The organism is uncultured Streptococcus sp. (assembly GCF_963518475.1).
In the GTDB taxonomy this organism is placed as follows: Bacteria; Bacillota; Bacilli; order Lactobacillales; family Streptococcaceae; genus Streptococcus.
Genome location: NZ_CAUQJA010000019.1, coordinates 1 through 19707, shown reverse-complemented (window position 1 = coordinate 19707; position 19707 = coordinate 1). Strand labels below are relative to the sequence as shown.

The window sequence follows — 19707 nt, the reverse complement described above, 5'->3', positions numbered from 1 at the left end:
TCTTTTTATGGAATTTATGCTTGACACATTAAATTTAGATGAGATTAAAAAATGGTCTGAAATTTTACCGCTAGCTGGGGTAACTTCAAATCCCACTATTGCAAAAAGAGAGGGTTCTATTAATTTTTTTGAACGAATCAAAGATGTAAGAGAATTGATTGGCTCTGCACCCTCTATTCATGTTCAGGTGATTTCTCAAGATTTTGAAGGCATCTTAAAGGATGCTCATGAAATTCGAGGACAAGCAGGAGATGATGTATTTATCAAAGTACCTGTTACTCCAGCTGGATTACGTGCAATAAAGGTGCTAAAAAAAGAGGGCTACCATATCACTGCAACAGCTATTTATACGGTTATTCAGGGATTCTTAGCTATCGAAGCAGGAGCGGATTACCTAGCTCCATATTATAATAGGATGGAAAATCTGAACATTGATTCAAATTCTGTCATTCGTCAATTAGCTCTTGCTATTGATAGACAGAACTCTCCTAGTAAGATTTTAGCTGCATCCTTTAAAAATGTAGCACAAGTAAATAATGCTTTAGCTGCAGGTGCGCATGCTGTTACAGCAGGAGCAGATGTTTTTGAATCAGCTTTCGCCATGCCATCTATCCAAAAGGCGGTTGATGATTTTTCTGACGATTGGTTTGTTATTCAAAATAGTCGTTCCATTTAGATAGAGAGGAGATACATATGAGAATTTTTGCTAGTCCTTCTAGATATATTCAGGGGGAAAATGCCTTGTTTGAAAATGCCAAATCAATTTTGGATTTGGGAAATCGTCCTATTCTATTATGCGATCAGTTGGTTTATGATATTGTTGGAAAACGATTTGAAGATTACCTACATAGGTATGGTTTCCATATTGTTCTGACGCTATTTAATGGTGAAGCTTCTGACAATGAAATCAATCGAGTTGTTGCCTTGGCTGAGAAAGAAAATTGTGATAGTATTATCGGTCTTGGTGGGGGAAAGACGATTGATAGCGCAAAAGCTATTGCAGATTTAATTGAAAAGCCTGTTATTATTGCTCCAACAATTGCATCGACCGACGCACCTGTATCTGCTTTATCTGTTATTTATACAGATGAAGGTGCATTTGATCATTATCTATTTTATTCTAAAAATCCAGATTTAGTTTTGGTTGATACAAAAGTTATTTCACAAGCCCCTAAGCGTTTATTAGCATCTGGTATTGCAGATGGTTTAGCAACTTGGGTTGAGGCGCGTGCGGTTATGCAGGCAAATGGAAAAACTATGTTGGGACAACAGCAAACGTTGGCTGGAGTTGCAATTGCGAAGAAATGTGAAGAAACGCTGTTTGCAGATGGTTTACAGGCTATGGCAGCTTGTGAAGCTAAAGTGGTGACACCAGCATTAGAAAATATTGTTGAAGCTAATACTTTATTGAGTGGCCTAGGTTTTGAAAGTGGAGGATTAGCTGCGGCGCATGCAATTCATAATGGTTTTACTGCATTGACAGGTGACATTCATCATTTAACACATGGTGAAAAAGTAGCTTATGGAACTTTGGTACAACTATTATTGGAAAATAGACCTAAAGAAGAACTTGATAAGTATATTGAGTTTTACAAAAAAATTGGTATGCCAACAACTCTAAAAGAAATGCATTTAGATCAAGTTGGATATGATGATTTAATAAAAGTTGGTAAACAAGCAACTATGGAGGGTGAGACAATCCATCAGATGCCGTTTAAGATTTCGCCTTCAGATGTTGCTCAAGCTATCATCGCTGTAGACGCCTATGTAAATTCAAAATAAACAATAAGGACTACTGTTTTCCAAATGGTAGTCTTTTATTGATCCTCGTATTGAATTCGACGTTCTTCATAAATCAAAAAGCGACATAGGTTGTCGGCTATTTATTATAAATACATTAATTAGCATTCCAGTCGTATCTTCGGTCTAAAATTAGTGTTTTGTGTTATAAGAGATAAGCTTCTTGTTTTGCTCTTGATTTCCCGCATATAGGATAAAAAAGTGGGTGATAGAGCAATTCAGAGCCATCAAAATTAATGAAATACAGTATACAGTTTTTTCTTTTAACACATTTCAAATTCCCTCAAAAATGGTATAATAGTAACATCACAAAATTGGAGAGAGACCATGAGTTTTTACAATCATAAAGAAATTGAGCCTAAGTGGCAGGGCTACTGGGCAGAACACCATACATTTAAGACAGGAACAGATGCCTCAAAACCGAAGTTTTATGCTCTCGACATGTTCCCTTATCCATCTGGAGCGGGTCTGCACGTAGGACACCCAGAAGGTTATACAGCAACCGATATCCTCAGCCGATACAAACGTGCGCAAGGCTACAATGTCCTTCACCCAATGGGTTGGGATGCTTTTGGTTTGCCTGCAGAGCAATACGCTATGGATACTGGTAATGACCCAGCAGAATTTACAGCTGAGAACATTGCTAACTTCAAACGCCAAATCAATGCGCTTGGATTTTCTTATGACTGGGATCGTGAAGTTAACACGACAGATCCAAACTACTACAAGTGGACTCAATGGATTTTCACTAAGCTTTACGAAAAAGGCTTGGCTTATGAAGCGGAAGTACCAGTAAACTGGGTTGAGGAATTGGGAACAGCCATTGCCAACGAAGAGGTTCTTCCTGATGGAACATCTGAGCGAGGAGGCTATCCAGTTGTCCGTAAACCAATGCGCCAATGGATGCTCAAAATCACAGCTTACGCAGAGCGCTTGCTCAATGACTTAGATGAACTAGATTGGCCAGAGTCTATTAAGGACATGCAGCGCAACTGGATTGGTAAATCAACTGGTGCCAATGTAACTTTCAAAGTAAAAGGAACAGACAAGGAATTCACTGTCTTTACTACTCGTCCTGATACTCTTTTCGGTGCGACTTTCACTGTCTTGGCTCCTGAACATGAATTAGTAGATGCTATCACAAGTTCAGAGCAAGCAGAAGCTGTAGCAGACTATAAACACCAAGCTAGCCTTAAGTCTGACTTAGCTCGTACAGACCTTGCCAAAGAAAAAACTGGTGTTTGGACTGGTGCTTATGCCATCAACCCTGTCAATGGTAAGGAAATTCCAATCTGGATTGCCGACTATGTTCTTGCTAGTTATGGAACAGGTGCCGTTATGGCTGTACCTGCCCATGACCAACGTGACTGGGAATTTGCCAAACAATTTGATCTTCCAATCGTAGAGGTGCTGGAAGGTGGAAATGTTGAAGAAGCTGCCTACACAGAGGATGGCCTTCATGTTAATTCAGACTTCCTAGATGGACTCAACAAAGAAGACGCTATTACCAAGATCGTGGCTTGGTTGGAAGAAAAAGGCTGTGGACAAGAGAAGGTTACCTACCGTCTCCGCGACTGGCTCTTTAGCCGTCAACGATACTGGGGTGAGCCAATTCCTATCATTCATTGGGAAGATGGAACTTCAACAGCTGTCCCTGAGAGTGAATTGCCACTTGTCTTGCCTGTAACCAAGGATATCCGCCCTTCAGGTACAGGGGAAAGTCCATTGGCTAACTTGACAGATTGGCTTGAAGTGACTCGTGCAGATGGTGTCAAAGGTCGTCGTGAAACCAACACTATGCCACAATGGGCAGGTTCAAGCTGGTACTACCTCCGCTATATTGACCCACACAATACTGAGAAATTGGCCGATGAGGATCTTCTCAAACAATGGTTGCCAGTAGATATCTATGTGGGTGGTGCAGAGCATGCCGTTCTTCACTTGCTTTACGCTCGTTTCTGGCATAAATTCCTCTATGACTTCGGTGTTGTTCCGACTAAGGAACCATTCCAAAAACTCTTTAACCAAGGAATGATTTTGGGAACAAGCTACCGTGATCACCGTGGCGCTCTTGTGGCAACCGATAAGGTTGAAAAACGTGACGGTTCTTTCTTCCATGTAGAAACAGGGGAAGAGTTGGAGCAAGCACCAGCCAAGATGTCTAAATCGCTCAAGAACGTGGTTAACCCAGACGATGTGGTGGAACAATACGGTGCCGACACCCTTCGTGTTTATGAAATGTTTATGGGGCCACTTGATGCTTCAATCGCTTGGTCAGAAGAAGGTCTGGAAGGAAGCCGTAAGTTCCTTGACCGTGTTTACCGTTTGATTACAAGCAAGGAAATTGTTGCAGAAAACAATGGCTCTCTCGACAAGGTTTACAACGAAACCGTTAAAGCTGTCACAGAGCAAATAGAATCATTGAAATTCAACACAGCCATTGCCCAACTTATGGTCTTTGTCAACGCTGCCAACAAGGAAGACAAACTTTATGTAGACTACGCCAAAGGCTTCGTTCAGTTGATTGCACCATTTGCACCTCACTTGGCAGAAGAGCTCTGGCAAACAGTTGCAGCAACAGGAGAATCTATCTCTTATGTAGCTTGGCCAACTTGGGATGAAAGCAAATTAGTTGAAGACGAAATCGAAATCGTTGTCCAAATCAAAGGAAAAGTTCGTGCCAAACTCATGGTTGCTAAAGACCTATCACGCGAAGAATTGCAAGAAATTGCTCTAGCGGATGAAAAAGTCAAAGCAGAAATTGACGGTAAGGAAATCGTGAAAGTGATTGCGGTACCGAATAAATTGGTTAACATTGTTGTGAAATAAGAAATGAATCCTTCAGAGTAGAATCTGGAGGATTTTTTATTTGACAGGAAGTTTCTCTTTTGTTAATATAATTAACAAAAGAAAGAGAGATTATGGATAAAAAAGAATTTATTGCATTTAATAATCGTTTCAATAGATTTATTTTAGCGTTTGAACAGTTAAAAAAAAATCAACATAAAAGTGGTGTTGACAAATCCATTACGTTGAATGAGGTACATTTGATTGTTGTGATTGGGGAAAATCAGCCCTTAAATCTAGTAAAATTATCTGAATTATTAGAAGTTTCAAGAAGTGCAATAACTCAAAGTGTTAGGAGATTGATTCAAAAAAATTTAGTTGTTTTTGATTTTGATCTGAATAATGGGAAAAATAAATATTTGAGATTATCTGAAAAAGGCATCGAAATTTTTAAAATCCATAAGGAGCAACAAGCATATATTGAAAAATCAATCTTTTCAGTTTTAAACAACTATAGCGAGGTGGAACTTAAAACAGTTGTGAAATTGATGGATGATATTGAAAAGGTGTGGATAGAATTACCGTGGTAAAAGTCACGGTAAATTTCAAATATAATTGTTAAGTGAATTAACAAAAAGGAGAAGATATGACTGTAAACATAGAACTGATTTCACAAACAGATTTAGCGGATGAATCTTTTTATATTGCTATTAATGGTTTAGAACCAAGGGCAATGTATTGTGTAGAAATGTACCTGTCTGATTATTACTGTATAAATGCTCCCTTGCTTTTAGATCATGATGTTATATGGAAATCAACCGCAATTTTTTTATCTGATCAGGACGGTATGATTGATACCTCTCAGACAGCATCTATTTCGGGATCTTATAAAGGGGTTTCAGAAATGGGATTATTCTTTAATGCGAAACCGTTGAAGAATAGGAAAAGGAGATTACCGAGTTCTCTTGATAGAATTCCATTACGAGATTGTTTTGGTGTTGAAATTAAAATCAAGCTGGGGAAAGATGTGGTCGCGGAGCAAAGTTTCGTAAGGCGTTATATGAATCTAGGAGTAAGATATCAAGATATCTATGACAAGCATTTTCAAGGTCGATTATTCTATGATGAAAAGTTAAGAAGGGCGCCAGCCGTGATTATTGTTAGCGGTAGTGAGGGAAGAATTGAAAAAGCTCAGAATATTGCCCAACTTTTATCTTCAAGAGGCTATATTTGTCTTGCGATAGCTTATTTTGGTTTAGAGGGATTATCTCAAAATTTAGAACGAATTCCGATAGAATGTCTGGAGGAGGCGAAAGATTTTCTATACCATCATCCTCAAGTTGATAATACAAAAATAGGAATATATGGTCGCTCTAAAGGAGCAGAGCTTGTTCTGGCTGGACAAAGTATTTTGGATGATGTGCAATGTTTGGTACTCAATTCCCCCTCAAATGTAATATTTGAGGGAATAAAGGGAAAACTCAACTCTCATTCATCTTCTTGGACATATTTGCAAAAAGAACTTCCGTATCAAAAATTTCAGTTAGGAAATTACTTGTTAAACAAGTTTTTTGGAAAACATATTCCTGAAGATAGTAGGGCCCAGATTGATGTGAGTAAAATTTCCTCTCCTTTATTATTACTAGGAAGCGATGTTGATGAAATATGGAATGCATCATCCGCGATAGATGATATCATTTCACATTATAAAGGGGAATCCATTTTGTTTAAAAAATACCATGAAACAGGGCATATGTTGACGGTTGCTTATCAAGCGAATCATCGTTATCGAAAAGATTGGCGCTTATTAATGAAAGAAAGTGTAGACTCTTGGTTTGCCACGATAAATTATTTTGATACACATCTGAAAAATTTGTAGATAGTGCTGAACCGTACTATAATAGTTCCAACTAAGATAAAAACACAGTTCTGGTTGGTAGTTCAGTCTACAAAAGCAAACACTAAAATAAGAGAAATTTGAACTCAAACAGTAAAAACGTAGAGAGAAGTACAAGAGTTACTAGTGACTTTCTCTTTCATAAAATAGAACAGTTCTTCTCGGATAAAAAGAGCTGTTTTTTGCTTGTATTGAAAATTCTTTTCATATATTATTTCCTAATGGATTTACTTGTCGTCAAAAATTTGGCTAATGGAAGTTTCAAATTCAGGACAATACTTACTTGCTTCCAATTCAATCATATCATATTCAGCAGTTTCATTTTGATAGAAGGGATTGTGTGTCATGATTTCTAGTTAATTTTTTATTGTTTGATTTGGCGAGAATAATACTACCGATTCTTGAATTTTTCGGCCAGATGCGGTAAAACATCTCTTTTATAGCGCATATTTAAAAATATAATGTGTTTTTGTAAGTGTTTTTAAGCTTCATTTAGCAATTCGGTAGGAGAAAAATGGCTGTAGCCTTCTCTACTTTAACTTAACCCTAATCATCTCACCACTTAACCTCTCATTTTAACCACTTATCTCAAAAGTCGATTTTTCTTTCATTATTTTTGTTAAACTGGTGAGGTAAAGAGGAGGAAATAAATATGATTTTACAAGCTAAACATTTGATTAAACGGTACGGCGATTATATGGCTGTTGACGATATTCAGTTAGAGTTTGAAAAAGGGAGTTTTAATGCTATTTTGGGTCCAAATGGTGCAGGAAAATCAACCACCATTTCCATGTTAATCGGTTTGAAAAAGCCGACAAAAGGTCAGATTCGATATGCGCCAAATACGAAAATCGGAGTAGTTTTTCAAGCTAGTGTACTGGATGAGATGTTGACGGTTAGGGAAAATCTTGCGATTCGTGCTCAACAGTATAAGGAGATTGTAGCAAGTCGTGTGGATGATTTGATCCAACAATTAGGTTTGACTGCTTTCCAGAAACAACTATATGGGACTTTGTCAGGTGGGCAAAAACGTAGGGTTGATATTGCGCGTGCTCTTCTTTCACAGCCAGATATTCTTTTCTTAGATGAACCAACGACAGGTCTAGATATTCAGACTCGCAAAGCCATTTGGGATTTACTATCTCGACTACAAAAGGATGAAGGGATGACTATTATCTTAACGACTCATTATCTGGATGAAGCGGATGAAGCGGATCAGATCTATATCGTTGATCATGGGAAAGTGATTGCGCAAGGTTCTGCGACTGCTATCAAAAGTCAGTATGCATCTAATATCTTAAAAATTCGTTTTAAGGAAATGAAGGATTTAGAAAAGTTGCTACAGACTGGAATGACAGTAAAGGAAGAAAATGAGTTGGAATATCTTTTTTATCCAAGGACATCACTGGAAGCTATTGAATATTTGGCAAAAGTACGAGAAGAAATTGATTCTTTTGAGTTTCGTCCAGGTACCATGGATGATGCCTTTATTGCACTTACAGGAAGAGAGGTTCGCTAATGTTAGCTTTATTGAAACGGAATTTTATCTTATATTTTCGTAATCGTTCAGGAGTATTTTTCTCATTATTGGGGGCATTGATTTCTTTCCTCCTTTATATCATTTTTTTGCAGAAGAACTTAACGGATGCTTGGTCCCAACTCCCTGATAATACGAACCTTTTAAATAACTGGCTGATGGGTGGGATCTTGGCTGCGACTGGGATTACAACCAGTTTTACGGCTCTTACACAAATGGTACAGGATCGTGAAAATCAAGTGGATCAAGATCTCTTCTTGACAGATTTAGGTAGCTGGGGTTTACAGGTGTCCTATCTAATCAGTAGTATTGCCATCTCTTTTGTCATGCAGGTGTTTATGCTTGCTGTTATGGGGCTTTATTTTAAAGAAAGTCCAGTTATCAGTCATTTACCGGAAATTGCTTTGATTATGTTGTTAAGTAGTCTGCTTTCAAGTTTGATAAATATTCTCTTGATTTATCGTTTTCAATCTGTAGATAGTCTTGGCAAACTGGCAACTATAGTGGGAACTGCTTCTGGATTTTTAGTAGGAACTTATGTCCCTATTGGAGTTCTACCTGATTTTGCACAGATTATCATGAAGTGTACCCCTGCAACTTATATTGCTTCTCTTTATCGACAAATTTTAATGAAAGAACCATTAGAGACCGCATTTACAGGAAACAGCAGATTGTTAAAGGAATTTCAAGAAAAAATGGGAATCCAAATCAACTGGCAAGAACTATTGACAAAGGAAGAGACATACTTTATAGTGGTTATTATCAGTCTCGTTGCTATTCTTCTTTGGCTTTTATTTGTTAAAGTGTTTAGCAAGAGAAAATAAAGGCATATTGGAGAGAAAATGAAGATTCGTTTTGAAATGAAGACAGAGTTTTCCGAAAAGGACCCACATATTGTAATTCAGGCAGCTCAGTTAACAGACCAAGCAAGGGAAGTCATGGAGTATTTAGAACAATTTTCAACGACCAATCAGGTGGTCATTCCTATTCGAACGGATGATCATCTGGTTATGGTGAAAATTGAGGATCTTATTCTAGCAGATATCGATAAGAACTTGTTGACCATTTATACGGTAGACGGGATTTATAAAACTAAGGAAACATTGACAAACTTTCAGAATCGGATTAACCGACGTAATTTTATACAGATATCACGACATTCAATTATAAACATTGACCATTTAGAGTCATTATCGGATAGCTTTTCAGGGAACATGATGGCTAAAATGACTCGGGGCATCAAATCTAGTGTGAGTCGGAAATACGTTAAGTCCTTAATGAATTATCTAGGTTTATAGGAGAAAATCATGAAACGATTAATTGATTATTTTGTATCGGGAATGCGCACGGCTTCCTTCTTTTATTTGAGTATGATGTTATTAGCTCAGTGTTATCCAAGCATTACCTATCCTGAACCAATGACAAAAAATATTCTAGCTCTGTTTTTAATGGGTGGAATTATGGGGGTATTGACTTTAATACTTGAAAAGCTAGAGTTTCTTGCTTTTAGTATACGTGTAGGAGTTCATTTATTAGTGACAGCTACTATCTTAGTATTGACCTCTCTATTTTTTGGCTGGGGTTCAGCCTTGTGGAGTCCCTTGCTTTGGTTCTTTTTCTTGTTAATTTATGGATTGATATGGTTGTATCAAATCTGGCAAACTCACAAACTCACCCAACGAATTAATCAAGCCTTAGAGGATAAAAGACAGAAAACGGGTCACTAATATAGTGTTGAGGATGAAGTTTGAAGACAGTGCCAGTTTCCAAAGAGAACAATTTGTGATATAGTATTTTCAGCGTAAAACAAGGAGAAGAAAAATGCCAGTAAACGAATATGGTCAGATGATTGGTGAGTCAATGGAAGGTTATACACCCGGTGCACTGCCTTCTATTGATTTCTTAGAAGGGCGTTATGCTCGAATAGAGGCTCTCTCGATAGAAAAGCATGCGGAGGATTTATTAGCTGTTTATGGCCCTGATACGCCTCGGGAGATGTGGACTTACCTCTTTCAGGAGCCAGTAGCAGACATGGAGGAACTGGTCAGCCTTTTAAATCAGATGTTGGCTCGTAAGGACCGTTTTTACTATGCAATTATAGATAGGTCAACTGGTAAGGCTTTGGGAACTTTTTCTCTCATGCGCATTGATCAGAATAACCGAGTGATAGAAGTGGGGGCGGTCACTTTTTCTCCAGAGCTCAGGGGAACACGGATAGGAACTGAAGCCCAGTATCTCCTCGCTCACTATGTTTTTGAAGAACTCCACTATCGTCGCTATGAGTGGAAATGTGATTCTCTTAATTTGCCATCCAGACGAGCTGCGGAGCGTTTGGGATTTATTTATGAAGGAACCTTCCGTCAGGCAGTGGTTTATAAGGAGCGTACGAGGGATACGGATTGGTTGTCTATGATTGATAAGGACTGGCCCAAAGTCAAATCTCGTTTGATAGCATGGCTGACTCCTGAAAACTTTGATAAAAATGGACAGCAGTACAAGAGCTTGAGAGAGCTTTAATAGGTGTTGAGATGATTACTATTAAAAAGCAAGAAATTGTCAAGCTAGAGGATGTCTTGCATCTCTATCAGGCTGTCGGTTGGACAAATTATACCCATCAACCAGAGATGCTGGAGCAGGCCTTATCTCATTCATTAGTGATTTATGTGGCGCTTGATGGCGATGCTGTGGTGGGCTTGATTCGTTTGGTTGGAGATGGATTCTCATCAATATTGGTTCAGGATTTAATTGTTTTACCAATCTATCAGCGTCAAGGGATTGGTAGTGCCTTGATGAAAGAGGCTTTAGAGGATTACAAAGATGCCTATCAAGTCCAGCTGGTGACAGAACAGACAGAAAGAACCTTGGAATTCTATCGTTCTATGGGCTTTGAAATCTTATCCACCTATAATTGTATAGGTATGACTTGGGTGAATCGTAAAAAATAACAAAACTTGTTTTTTCTTAAGCAAAGTTTAAGGCTGGTCTAGTATTATATAGTCATTAAATAAAGACCTCCTAACTTTATTTAATGAAATCCTAAAACTTTTTTCATCATAATCTCCTAATGAAGTCACCCAATCAGGTGGCTTTTTTGTAGGGTGAGGTGATGCTGATAGAAATTTTTTTAAAAATGGTAGAATTTGAGAAAAGTTAAGCTAGTTTTAAGTTTCGTCTAGTATTATATAGTCATTAAATAAAGACCTCCTAACTTTATTTAATAAAATCCTAAACTTTTCTTTTTCATAATAATCTCCCTTAACTCCACCCAATCAGGTGGAGTTTTTTGGCTCTATTTCAGGCTTTTGGGGACTATTCTAAAAATCATTTTTCGATATTTTTCTGATTTTGGTCGGGGAATTGGCGGGAATCTTTTTAGCGAATATGACTAAGAAATAGGTCTGTTGCTATTTAAGTGAATTCAACCTTAATTTGATTGTAGGTGACTGTTAATTGAAGGACTGGAACTGCTGTAATAATGATTTTGCTTGTCCAGTAGTGGCGTATTAAATGAGGAGTGACATGTAAGATTGTCTCTTCGTTTACTAAATCAAAATTTCTATGAAATTGATAGAATCCCTAACTTTCTCTTAAACTTGAAAGTCTTGTTGTAAAGCGGTTAAAGCTTGAGAAGCTGAGAATGTAAAGTTTTGACAAATTTTGTCAACTGTGGGATAATAAAAGGGAATTAAGTATTGTGTCTATATCATAGGCTAGAAAAGACCCCAAGCTCACGTCCAAATAAGCTTGGGGTCTTTTTGACACTATTTGTTCTTGTTTATCCATTTATCGACTAAGCGAAGAACGACACCGACCACAATTGGTCCGATGATAGTTTTAAGTATTGTATCCATCATGGGCTAATTCACCTCCTCTAGCAGGCGGTGTAGAAGTGCCGAACAATATTATACCATAAAAGAGAAATTGGGCAAAAACTCAATTTCAGGAGAAAATGAAGTAAATCTTTCCACAATAAAACGCATAGTATCAAGTTTTGAACTGCCCCCCAAAAGTTAGACAGAAAAAATCTAACTTTTGGGGTGTTTTTATTATGAAATTAACTTATGATGATAAAGTTCAGATCTATGAACTTAGAAAACAAGGATATAGCTTAGAGAAGCTTTCAAATAAATTTGGGATAAACAATTCTAATCTTAGGTATATGATTAAATTGATTGATCGTTACGGAATAGAGTTCGTCAAAAAAGGAAAAAATCGTTACTATTCTCCTGATTTAAAACAAGAAATGATTCATAAAGTCTTACATGAAGGCTGGACTAAAGATAGAGTTTCTCTTGAATACGGTCTCCCAAGTCGTACGATACTTCTTAATTGGCTAGCACAATACAAGAAAAACGGGTATACTATTGTTGAGAAAACAAGAGGGAGAGTACCTAAAATGGGACGTAAGCCAAAAACGAGACCTGAAGAGAGGACAGAATTAGAACGTCTTCAAGCAGAAAATGAGTACCTGAGAGCGGAGAATGCCATCCTAAAAAAGTTAAGAGAACTCCGATTGAAGGAGAAAAAAGAGAAAGAAGAAAGACAGAAATTGTTCAAGAATTAATGACTGAGTTTTCGTTAGATATTCTTCTAAAAGCCATTAAACTAGCTCGTTCGACCTACTACTATCACTTGAAACAGCTAGATAAACCAGATAAGGACCAAGAGCTTAAAGCTGAAATTCAATCCATTTTTATCGAACACAAGGGAAATTATGGTTATCGTCGGATTCATTTAGAACTAAGAAATCGTGGTTATCTGGTAAATCATAAAAGAGTTCAACGCTTGATGAAAGTACTCAATTTACAAGCTAAAATGCGACAGAAACGAAAATATTCTTCTCATAAAGGAGATGTTGGCAAGAAGGCAGAGAATCTCATTCAACGTAAATTTGAAGGCTCTAAAATAATGGAAAAGTGCTACACAGATGTGACAGAATTTGCCATTCCAGCAAGTACTCAAAAGCTTTACTTATCACCAGTTTTAGATGGCTTTAACAGCGAAATTATTGCTTTTAATCTTTCTTGTTCGCCTAATTTAGAACAAGTACGAACAATGTTGGAACAGGCATTCACAGAGAAGCACTATGAGAATACGATTCTCCATAGTGACCAAGGCTGGCAATACCAACACGATTCTTATCATCGGTTCCTAGAGAGTAAGGGAATTCAAGCATCCATGTCACGTAAAGGTAACAGCCCAGACAACGGTATGATGGAGTCCTTCTTTGGCATTCTGAAATCGGAGATGTTTTACGGTTATGAGAAGTCGTTTCAGTCGCTTAACCAATTGGAACAAGCCATTGTAGACTATATTGATTACTACAACAATAAACGAATTAAGGTAAAACTAAAAGGACTTAGCCCTGTACAATACAGAACTAAATCCTTCGGATAAATTAATTGTCTAACTTTTTGGGGTCAGTACATTTTCAACACTGATATTATGCGTTTTTTGATTTTAAAGACTTTTTTCTCAGACTTATGATTGGTTTTGTCAGTTTTCTTATTTTCGTGGAGGGTTATGGAATTTATCTGTTCTTTACTGAATCCAACCTTTATGTAGAAGATTTATCCCAGAATGGATTATTTGGTTTTGTGACTTTCTTTATCATCTTTAATTTAGTTTTACTGGCTTTAGCATGCTGGGCAGGATACAAGTGGAAGAGGGGATATTAACAAAAGTGGAGAAAACTACATTAGTTCCTCTCCACTTTTATGTTTCTAGCTAATTGGTAATTATAACTTATTACGATCGAAGTCACCTATCCTTATCTTTCAAAAAATGGTCAATCTTAGCCATCAAGAGCTTGTGCTCGTATATTTTACAGATATCACGAGCCTGTAAATAATAGTCAAGAATTTCATCGTGCTTTAAAAAATCTTTTCCGGCGTTCGCAACGATAGTTAAAAGAGGCGCCAGCTGATAGCTGGTCTCTTTTTGTTTACAAAAGTCAATGGTTTCTAAGGCTTCTTGGACAGCTTCTAACTCCTTCCCTTTAGAGTGTAAATAATAGGCGAAATTATGTTTAACTCGAATATAACCAAATAAAAACTCTTGGTGGTTTAAATCTTTTTCCTGATACAAACTGATAAGAAGTGAGTTATTTTCTTCATATTCTGCATCACGCCCTACAGAAAAATAAAAATTAGATAAAGTATTGAGAAGTTTAAGATACACAGATGAGCTGATCGAAAGCTTTGGCAAAGCGTTTTCTAGACTGGCGATAGCTTCATCTTTGGAACTATGTAAGTAGAAAAGGATAATCGCTTGAATCCATAGAAGATAAAATTCATCCTCAGTAGACAGATACTGAGACTTTTCTTTTTCTAAGTTTAAGAGGTATTCTAAATCCTCGTAATTTCGATCTTCAAGTAATTTTTCTGCTAATTTCTTAAACGGTGTTATATTGGAAGTCATTTCAATCTGTTCATCGAAAAAATATTCTAAAGGAACTTGAAGCCGATTTGCAAGTTTATAGAGTAAATCAGCAGCAGGCATATAGTTGCCACGCTCTATTTTGCTGATTTGGCTTTGCTCACAAATTCCTTCGGAAAGTGTTTTTTGTGAGAAGCCTTTTTCTTTTCTCTTTGCTTTTAGTTTGTCAGATAATATGCTCATCTTTAAACCTTCTTTAAATAAATTTATGATTAATTATATACTTTTAATCTCTATTTTTCAACTTCCTGACACAAAAATAGTCTCAAAAGAATAAATAGAAAATAAACTGAAAAAAAGAATATTTTTATTGACAAAGAAGATTTAAAGTAGTACACTTACAAGTGTAAAGATAAGAAAAAGGTGGTTAATATGAGTATTTTAGCAAAGTTTCGTAAAATCATTTTATATCATCTTTTTTCAGGATTATTTTGTAAGCGTTTCCTTTAAAAAGCTATAAATCAACTACAATATATTTTGGGTTCGAGAGTTATACAACAAGATTCAACAATTAGTGTAGTTAATCTTGGACTGGAGGATTTATTTATTAAATGTTTGTGAAGTAACATTTATATAATGAATCGTGTCATAGATTGAAGGACTTAAAGGGGGTACTGTAAGTTTGCTATACCTTATTACCTTCTCATATAAGTAGTTATACAGGAACTACTCTATTATGTCTTTTGATGTGGGTGTATAGATATTAGGAGGAGAATAAAATGAGAAATCCAGTAATACAGACATCTAATTTATCAAAATCCTATGATGGGAAAATTATCTTAGATAAGATAGACTTTACGCTAAAACAGGGAGAAATTTATGGCTTACTAGGAAGAAATGGTACTGGAAAGACAACCTTTATCAAGGCTATTTTAGGCTTAACAGCTATGGATAGTGGTGAAGTGAATATTCTATCTGAAAAACTGTTAGGTGAATTTTCTAAGGATTTGCTATCTCAAATCGGTGTGGTATTGGACAGTGCTTCTTTTTATCCTAATTTAACGGGCCCTGAAAATCTCTCTATTTTTGCAAGATTGAGAGGAATTTCGCTAAAACAGGTAGAGCAAGCGTTACAAGTAGTAGGATTAGATGGGGAAAATAAAAAACTATTCAAGCAGTATTCTCTGGGAATGAAGCAACGGTTGGCAATTGCTAACGCTATTATGCACCAACCGAAAATTCTGATATTAGATGAACCAACAAATGGTTTAGATCCTATTGGTATCCTTGAAATGCGCCGTTATCTAAAGGAACTCAGTACCAATCATGGCATTTCGATTTTAATATCCAGTCACATTATTTCAGAACTTGAAAAGCTTGTAGATAGAGTTGGGATACTGCATGATGCCCACCTTATGGCTGAAAAGACTATGCAGGAATTAATAGATGGTGCAGATAAAAGGAAAATCCACCTAATTGTTTCGGATGCTCCTCAAGCTAAGGAAGTGCTTTGCAGGATAAATCTGCAAGAACAGATTAGTATTCTTTCGGATATAGAACTTGAACTTCAGGGAGAATCACCTACTTTTGACATTGCAGTCGTATCTAACTCCTTAAAAGATAACGGAATAGTTCTAAAAGAATATTCTTATAAAAACAATGAAAGTTTAGAGGATTACTTTAAGCGGATAACAGGAGGTGAGGGAATTGCTTGATTTAGTGAAGATTGAATTTCTCAAACAAAGGCATCAAAAACTGAATTTTGTCGTATATGGTGTTGTTTCCCTCTACCTAGCTCTCATCTGTTATTACGTAAATGATGCGAGAGGATTGTTTGACTCCTTTCCCTTTGTCTATAAATTTTCTTTGTCTTATTTAAACTTTTTGATTCTCCCTTTGTATTGTGTTTCCTATACAATACAGGCATTTGGTGTAGAATATCGCTATCGCATCATGAACAACTTGAAACTCGCTTCAGCAAATCTAATGAAGACATTCTGGGCTAAGATTTTGTATATAGAAATCAACGCTCTGTGTATCATGTTATTCACCTATATTTCGGTTTCCTTATTCGCACTACTATCCCGCTTTTCTTCGACAGTCAGTTTGTCTTTATTATTAAGATTCTTCTATCTTTGTATGAGTAGTGGTATCTTAATTCCCATGGGAGTATTTCCTTTAGTTGCTTTGGTCATGATAAAAGTAAGAGGCAAGGAGATAGTTGGAAATTTGGTTGGTGTCATGTATGTTTTAGTGTCATTTTTTTTAGCAAGGACGAGTCCAAATATCAGTCCAGTAACAAGTGCTAACAGTTTAATCTGGGAAGGAAACAGAGAAGGAGTGGTGCTTCAACAGCCAGCTATCTTATCGATTGTTGTACTAGGTTTATCTTTACTTGTTTTGTCTTTCTTGTCCATTAAATCTTGGTTAAGAAAGGTGGATGAATAAATGTTGATGCTAGAATTGACTAAACTAAGAAGGCGAAAGATATTGTATATGATTCCCTTTGTAGCCATCCTGCTCTTTTTGTTGGAGTTTATGATTGGTCATCAGGTTTATCAAGGGCATTCGTACGGTAGTGTGAATGGTTGGTATGTAGAAAATGGTTTCTTCTTTTTGAACTACTATTTTCTCCTCCCTTTTGCGAGCATGATTTTAGTGGATTTGATAAGAATAGAACAAGTGTCTAAAACGATTTCGAATCTCAGACTGATTCCTATCGATTTGAAACGATTACTCCAAGCGAAGTTTATGCTTACTTTGTTGATAAATCTACTAGTCAGTGAATTTACCTTTTTGGCTATGCTTATCCTAGAGCTAATGGATGGTGATTTTGCTTTCTCTAGTCTTACAATTTTATCGTGGGGATTTGGTTATGGAGTAATTGCTTTTGCTTATACACTGTCTGCTGGCATTATTGTCCTCTTCTTAGGAAAATATCGGAAGGAACTTATTCTTGCCCTACCACTTGCCTTTTTATTGTCATTTGCAGGTTTGTTTACTTTAACAACGGTTGTTGGGAGATATTATCTGGCAAATTTACTACTAATCATCATGGAGGAATTCACGATTTTAACAGTTTCTGTATATGCCGTGTGGCTGATTACCTTGGTGGCATGTCTTCTTTATTTGTTGGCAGATAAACGCATGATGAACACTATTTTTGCTTATAAATGACAAGCTGAGTAGATGAGGGTATAAACCTTTGAAAAATTTTGTGAACTATGGGATAATAAAAAGGAATTGAGTACTAGTTCTATATCATGGACTAGAAAAGACCCCAAGCTAACTTCCACATTAAGCTCGGGGTCTTTTTTGACACTATTTGTCCTTGTTTAGCCATTTATCGACTAGCCGAAGAACGACACCGACCACAATCGGTTCGATGATAGTTTTAAGGATTAGTTCCATCATGGGCTATCTCACCTCCTTTCGTAGGCGGTGTAGTAGTGCCGTAGAATATTATTCCACATAAGTGTTAAACTCGGGAGGCACCAATCCAGTGGCTTTTTTGTTTGTGGATTGGTTTTTTGATATAATAGAGCCATGAGTAGAATTTTAGATAATGAGATAATGGGGGATGAGGAGTTAGTAGAACGCACGCTCCGTCCTCAGTACTTACGTGAATATATCGGGCAGGATAAGGTCAAGGACCAGCTCCAAATCTTTATCGAGGCTGCCAAAATGCGGGATGAAGCGCTGGATCATGTGCTCTTATTTGGCCCTCCAGGCTTGGGAAAAACGACCATGGCCTTTGTTATTGCCAACGAACTAGGTGTCAATCTCAAGCAGACTTCGGGTCCAGTCATTGAAAAAGCCGGGGATTTGGTAGCGATTTTGAATGACTTAGAGCCTGGGGATGTCCTTTTTATTGATGAGATTCATCGTTTGCCCATGTCGGTGGAAGAGGTGCTTTATAGTGCCATGGAGGACTTCTACATTGACATCATGATTGGGGCTGGTGAAGGCAGTCGCAGTGTTCATTTGGAGTTACCACCTTTTACCTTGATTGGTGCGACGACTCGGGCTGGTATGCTTTCCAATCCTTTACGGGCACGTTTTGGGATTACGGGGCATATGGAGTATTATGCTCATGCTGACTTGACGGAAATTGTCGAGCGGACGGCAGATATTTTTGAGATGGAAATTACTCATGAGGCAGCATCTGAGTTGGCCCTACGTAGTCGTGGGACCCCTCGTATTGCCAATCGACTCCTCAAGCGTGTGCGCGATTTTGCCCAGATAATGGGGAATGGGGTGATCGATGATCTTATTACCGATAAGGCCTTGACCATGCTGGATGTTGACCATGAAGGTTTGGACTATGTGGACCAAAAAATCCTTCGCACCATGATTGAGATGTACGGTGGTGGTCCTGTCGGCTTAGGAACTCTTTCCGTGAATATCGCCGAAGAGCGCGAGACTGTCGAAGACATGTATGAACCTTACTTAATCCAAAAAGGTTTTATCATGCGGACACGGTCTGGACGGGTGGCGACTGCTAAGGCATATGAGCATTTAGGTTATGAATACAGTGAAAAATGAGCAAGAAATTCTAGAGGCTTTTAGAGAAAATCCGGATATGATGGCTATTTTGACTATCATCCGAAACCTTGGTCTGAAAGACTCGTGGTTGGCAGCAGGTTCTGTCAGAAATTTCATCTGGAATCTTTTGTCAGACAAATCCCCTTTTGACTGTGAAACAGATGTAGATGTGATTTTCTTTGATCCGGATATTTCTTATGAGGAAACCTTATTACTGGAGAAAAAGCTGAGAGAGGACTTTCCTCAGTACCAGTGGGAGTTGAAAAATCAGGTCTATATGCACCAGCACAGCCCTCATACTGCTCCCTATAGCAGCTCTTGTGATGCTATGAGTAAGTATCCAGAACGATGTACGGCTGTTGGACTACGCTTGAATGAAGAATCTGATTTTGAACTCTATGCACCTTATGGTTTGGAGGAAATTTTGAATTTTCAAGTTCGTCCAACTCCTCATTTTTTAGAGAATGAAGACCGAATGACTCTCTATCAAACACGATTATCCAAGAAAAATTGGCAGGAGAAATGGAAAAATTTGATTTTTAAAAATACTTAAGGAAACTTTAAGCTAGGAAGTGTATACTAAGTCCATAAGTTAAGAAGACCTTAACTTAAACTCCTAAAACTTTTTCATAATAATCTCCCTATAAAAAATAGAGTCGCCCAATCAGGCGGCTTATTTTTTTGAAAAATGGGCTTTGTGCCTGAGAATAATACTCAATGAAAATCAAAGAGCAAACTAGGAAGCTAGCCGCAGGTTGCTCAA

Annotated in this window: 21 protein-coding genes; 18 read left to right on the top strand and 3 right to left on the bottom strand. The window is 37.3% G+C overall.

Features of this window, described 5'->3' with window-relative positions:
* Positions 1-7: 7 nt before the first annotated feature.
* The 11 genes from RYK12_RS07830 to RYK12_RS07780 all read left to right on the top strand — a co-directional run bounded on the left by RYK12_RS07830 (position 8) and on the right by RYK12_RS07780 (position 10966).
* Positions 8-676, top strand: a complete 669-nt coding sequence (locus tag RYK12_RS07830) for a fructose-6-phosphate aldolase (RefSeq protein WP_261013753.1) — start codon at positions 8-10, stop codon at positions 674-676.
* A 17-nt stretch (positions 677-693) separates the two neighbouring features.
* Positions 694-1782, top strand: a complete 1089-nt coding sequence (locus tag RYK12_RS07825; RefSeq protein ID WP_001217826.1) for a glycerol dehydrogenase — start codon at positions 694-696, stop codon at positions 1780-1782.
* A gap of 345 nt (positions 1783-2127) precedes the next feature.
* On the top strand, positions 2128-4629 hold the full coding sequence (leuS, locus tag RYK12_RS07820; protein ID WP_314848296.1) for a leucine--tRNA ligase: 2502 nt from the start codon (positions 2128-2130) through the stop codon (positions 4627-4629).
* 92 nt (positions 4630-4721) lie between these two features.
* Positions 4722-5177: a MarR family transcriptional regulator gene (locus RYK12_RS07815; protein ID WP_314848294.1), complete on the top strand. Its 456-nt coding sequence runs from the start codon at positions 4722-4724 to the stop codon at positions 5175-5177.
* A gap of 56 nt (positions 5178-5233) precedes the next feature.
* Positions 5234-6466: an acyl-CoA thioesterase/BAAT N-terminal domain-containing protein gene (locus tag RYK12_RS07810; RefSeq protein ID WP_261804938.1), complete on the top strand. Its 1233-nt coding sequence runs from the start codon at positions 5234-5236 to the stop codon at positions 6464-6466.
* Between the two features lie 670 nt (positions 6467-7136).
* Positions 7137-8003, top strand: a complete 867-nt coding sequence (locus RYK12_RS07805; protein ID WP_314848290.1) for an ABC transporter ATP-binding protein — start codon at positions 7137-7139, stop codon at positions 8001-8003.
* The gene (locus RYK12_RS07800) at positions 8003-8845 is read left to right on the top strand and encodes an ABC transporter permease (protein ID WP_290108971.1); all 843 of its coding nucleotides are present in this window, start codon (positions 8003-8005) and stop codon (positions 8843-8845) included. The genes RYK12_RS07805 and RYK12_RS07800 overlap by 1 nt, the downstream gene beginning before the upstream one ends.
* Before the next feature lie 18 nt (positions 8846-8863).
* A complete protein-coding gene (locus RYK12_RS07795; protein WP_261185078.1) occupies positions 8864-9319 on the top strand; it encodes a LytTR family DNA-binding domain-containing protein in 456 nt (151 codons plus the stop codon).
* A 9-nt stretch (positions 9320-9328) separates the two neighbouring features.
* Positions 9329-9748 (top strand): DUF3021 domain-containing protein, encoded by a 420-nt coding sequence (locus tag RYK12_RS07790; RefSeq protein WP_314848286.1) that lies wholly within the window; start codon positions 9329-9331, stop codon positions 9746-9748.
* Between the two features lie 94 nt (positions 9749-9842).
* The gene (locus tag RYK12_RS07785; RefSeq protein WP_153210025.1) at positions 9843-10538 is read left to right on the top strand and encodes a GNAT family N-acetyltransferase; all 696 of its coding nucleotides are present in this window, start codon (positions 9843-9845) and stop codon (positions 10536-10538) included.
* Between the two features lie 11 nt (positions 10539-10549).
* Complete coding sequence (locus RYK12_RS07780) at positions 10550-10966, top strand: GNAT family N-acetyltransferase (RefSeq protein WP_061589611.1); 417 nt, start codon at positions 10550-10552, stop codon at positions 10964-10966.
* An 816-nt stretch (positions 10967-11782) separates the two neighbouring features.
* Here the strand turns inward: RYK12_RS07780 and RYK12_RS07775 are convergent.
* Complete coding sequence (locus tag RYK12_RS07775; protein WP_084888247.1) at positions 11783-11875, bottom strand: type I toxin-antitoxin system Fst family toxin; 93 nt, start codon at positions 11873-11875, stop codon at positions 11783-11785.
* Positions 11876-12069: 194 nt separating this feature from the next.
* Between RYK12_RS07775 and RYK12_RS07770 the strand changes: the two genes are divergently transcribed.
* Positions 12070-13418, top strand: a protein-coding gene (locus RYK12_RS07770; RefSeq protein WP_314848281.1) for an IS3 family transposase whose coding sequence is annotated in 2 segments (ribosomal slippage) — positions 12070-12511 and positions 12511-13418 — 1350 coding nt in all. Because the reading frame shifts where the segments join, the coding sequence is not laid out codon by codon here.
* 86 nt (positions 13419-13504) lie between these two features.
* The gene (locus RYK12_RS07765; RefSeq protein ID WP_150922741.1) at positions 13505-13699 is read left to right on the top strand and encodes a DUF5966 family protein; all 195 of its coding nucleotides are present in this window, start codon (positions 13505-13507) and stop codon (positions 13697-13699) included.
* An 82-nt stretch (positions 13700-13781) separates the two neighbouring features.
* Here the strand turns inward: RYK12_RS07765 and RYK12_RS07760 are convergent, their stop codons facing one another.
* Positions 13782-14642: a helix-turn-helix domain-containing protein gene (locus tag RYK12_RS07760; protein WP_084888245.1), complete on the bottom strand. Its 861-nt coding sequence runs from the start codon at positions 14640-14642 to the stop codon at positions 13782-13784.
* 536 nt (positions 14643-15178) lie between these two features.
* On the opposite strand from RYK12_RS07760, the gene RYK12_RS07755 reads away from it, so the two are divergent.
* The 3 genes from RYK12_RS07755 to RYK12_RS07745 are packed head-to-tail and all read left to right on the top strand — an operon-like array spanning position 15179 to position 17576.
* Complete coding sequence (locus RYK12_RS07755; protein ID WP_314848278.1) at positions 15179-16114, top strand: ABC transporter ATP-binding protein; 936 nt, start codon at positions 15179-15181, stop codon at positions 16112-16114.
* Complete coding sequence (locus RYK12_RS07750; RefSeq protein WP_049542653.1) at positions 16107-16847, top strand: ABC transporter permease; 741 nt, start codon at positions 16107-16109, stop codon at positions 16845-16847. Before RYK12_RS07755 ends, RYK12_RS07750 begins: the two co-directional genes overlap by 8 nt.
* Positions 16848-17576: an ABC transporter permease gene (locus tag RYK12_RS07745; protein WP_314848275.1), complete on the top strand. Its 729-nt coding sequence runs from the start codon at positions 16848-16850 to the stop codon at positions 17574-17576.
* 144 nt (positions 17577-17720) lie between these two features.
* On the opposite strand, the gene RYK12_RS07740 is transcribed toward RYK12_RS07745, so the two are convergent.
* A complete protein-coding gene (locus tag RYK12_RS07740) occupies positions 17721-17813 on the bottom strand; it encodes a type I toxin-antitoxin system Fst family toxin (protein ID WP_084862780.1) in 93 nt (30 codons plus the stop codon).
* A 132-nt stretch (positions 17814-17945) separates the two neighbouring features.
* Between RYK12_RS07740 and ruvB the strand changes: the two genes are divergently transcribed.
* Positions 17946-18944, top strand: coding sequence for a Holliday junction branch migration DNA helicase RuvB (gene ruvB, locus RYK12_RS07735; protein WP_004239104.1), 999 nt, complete (start codon positions 17946-17948; stop codon positions 18942-18944).
* Positions 18925-19497, top strand: a complete 573-nt coding sequence (locus tag RYK12_RS07730) for a nucleotidyltransferase family protein (protein WP_314848272.1) — start codon at positions 18925-18927, stop codon at positions 19495-19497. Before ruvB ends, RYK12_RS07730 begins: the two co-directional genes overlap by 20 nt.
* The last annotated feature ends 210 nt before the right edge of the window (positions 19498-19707 follow it).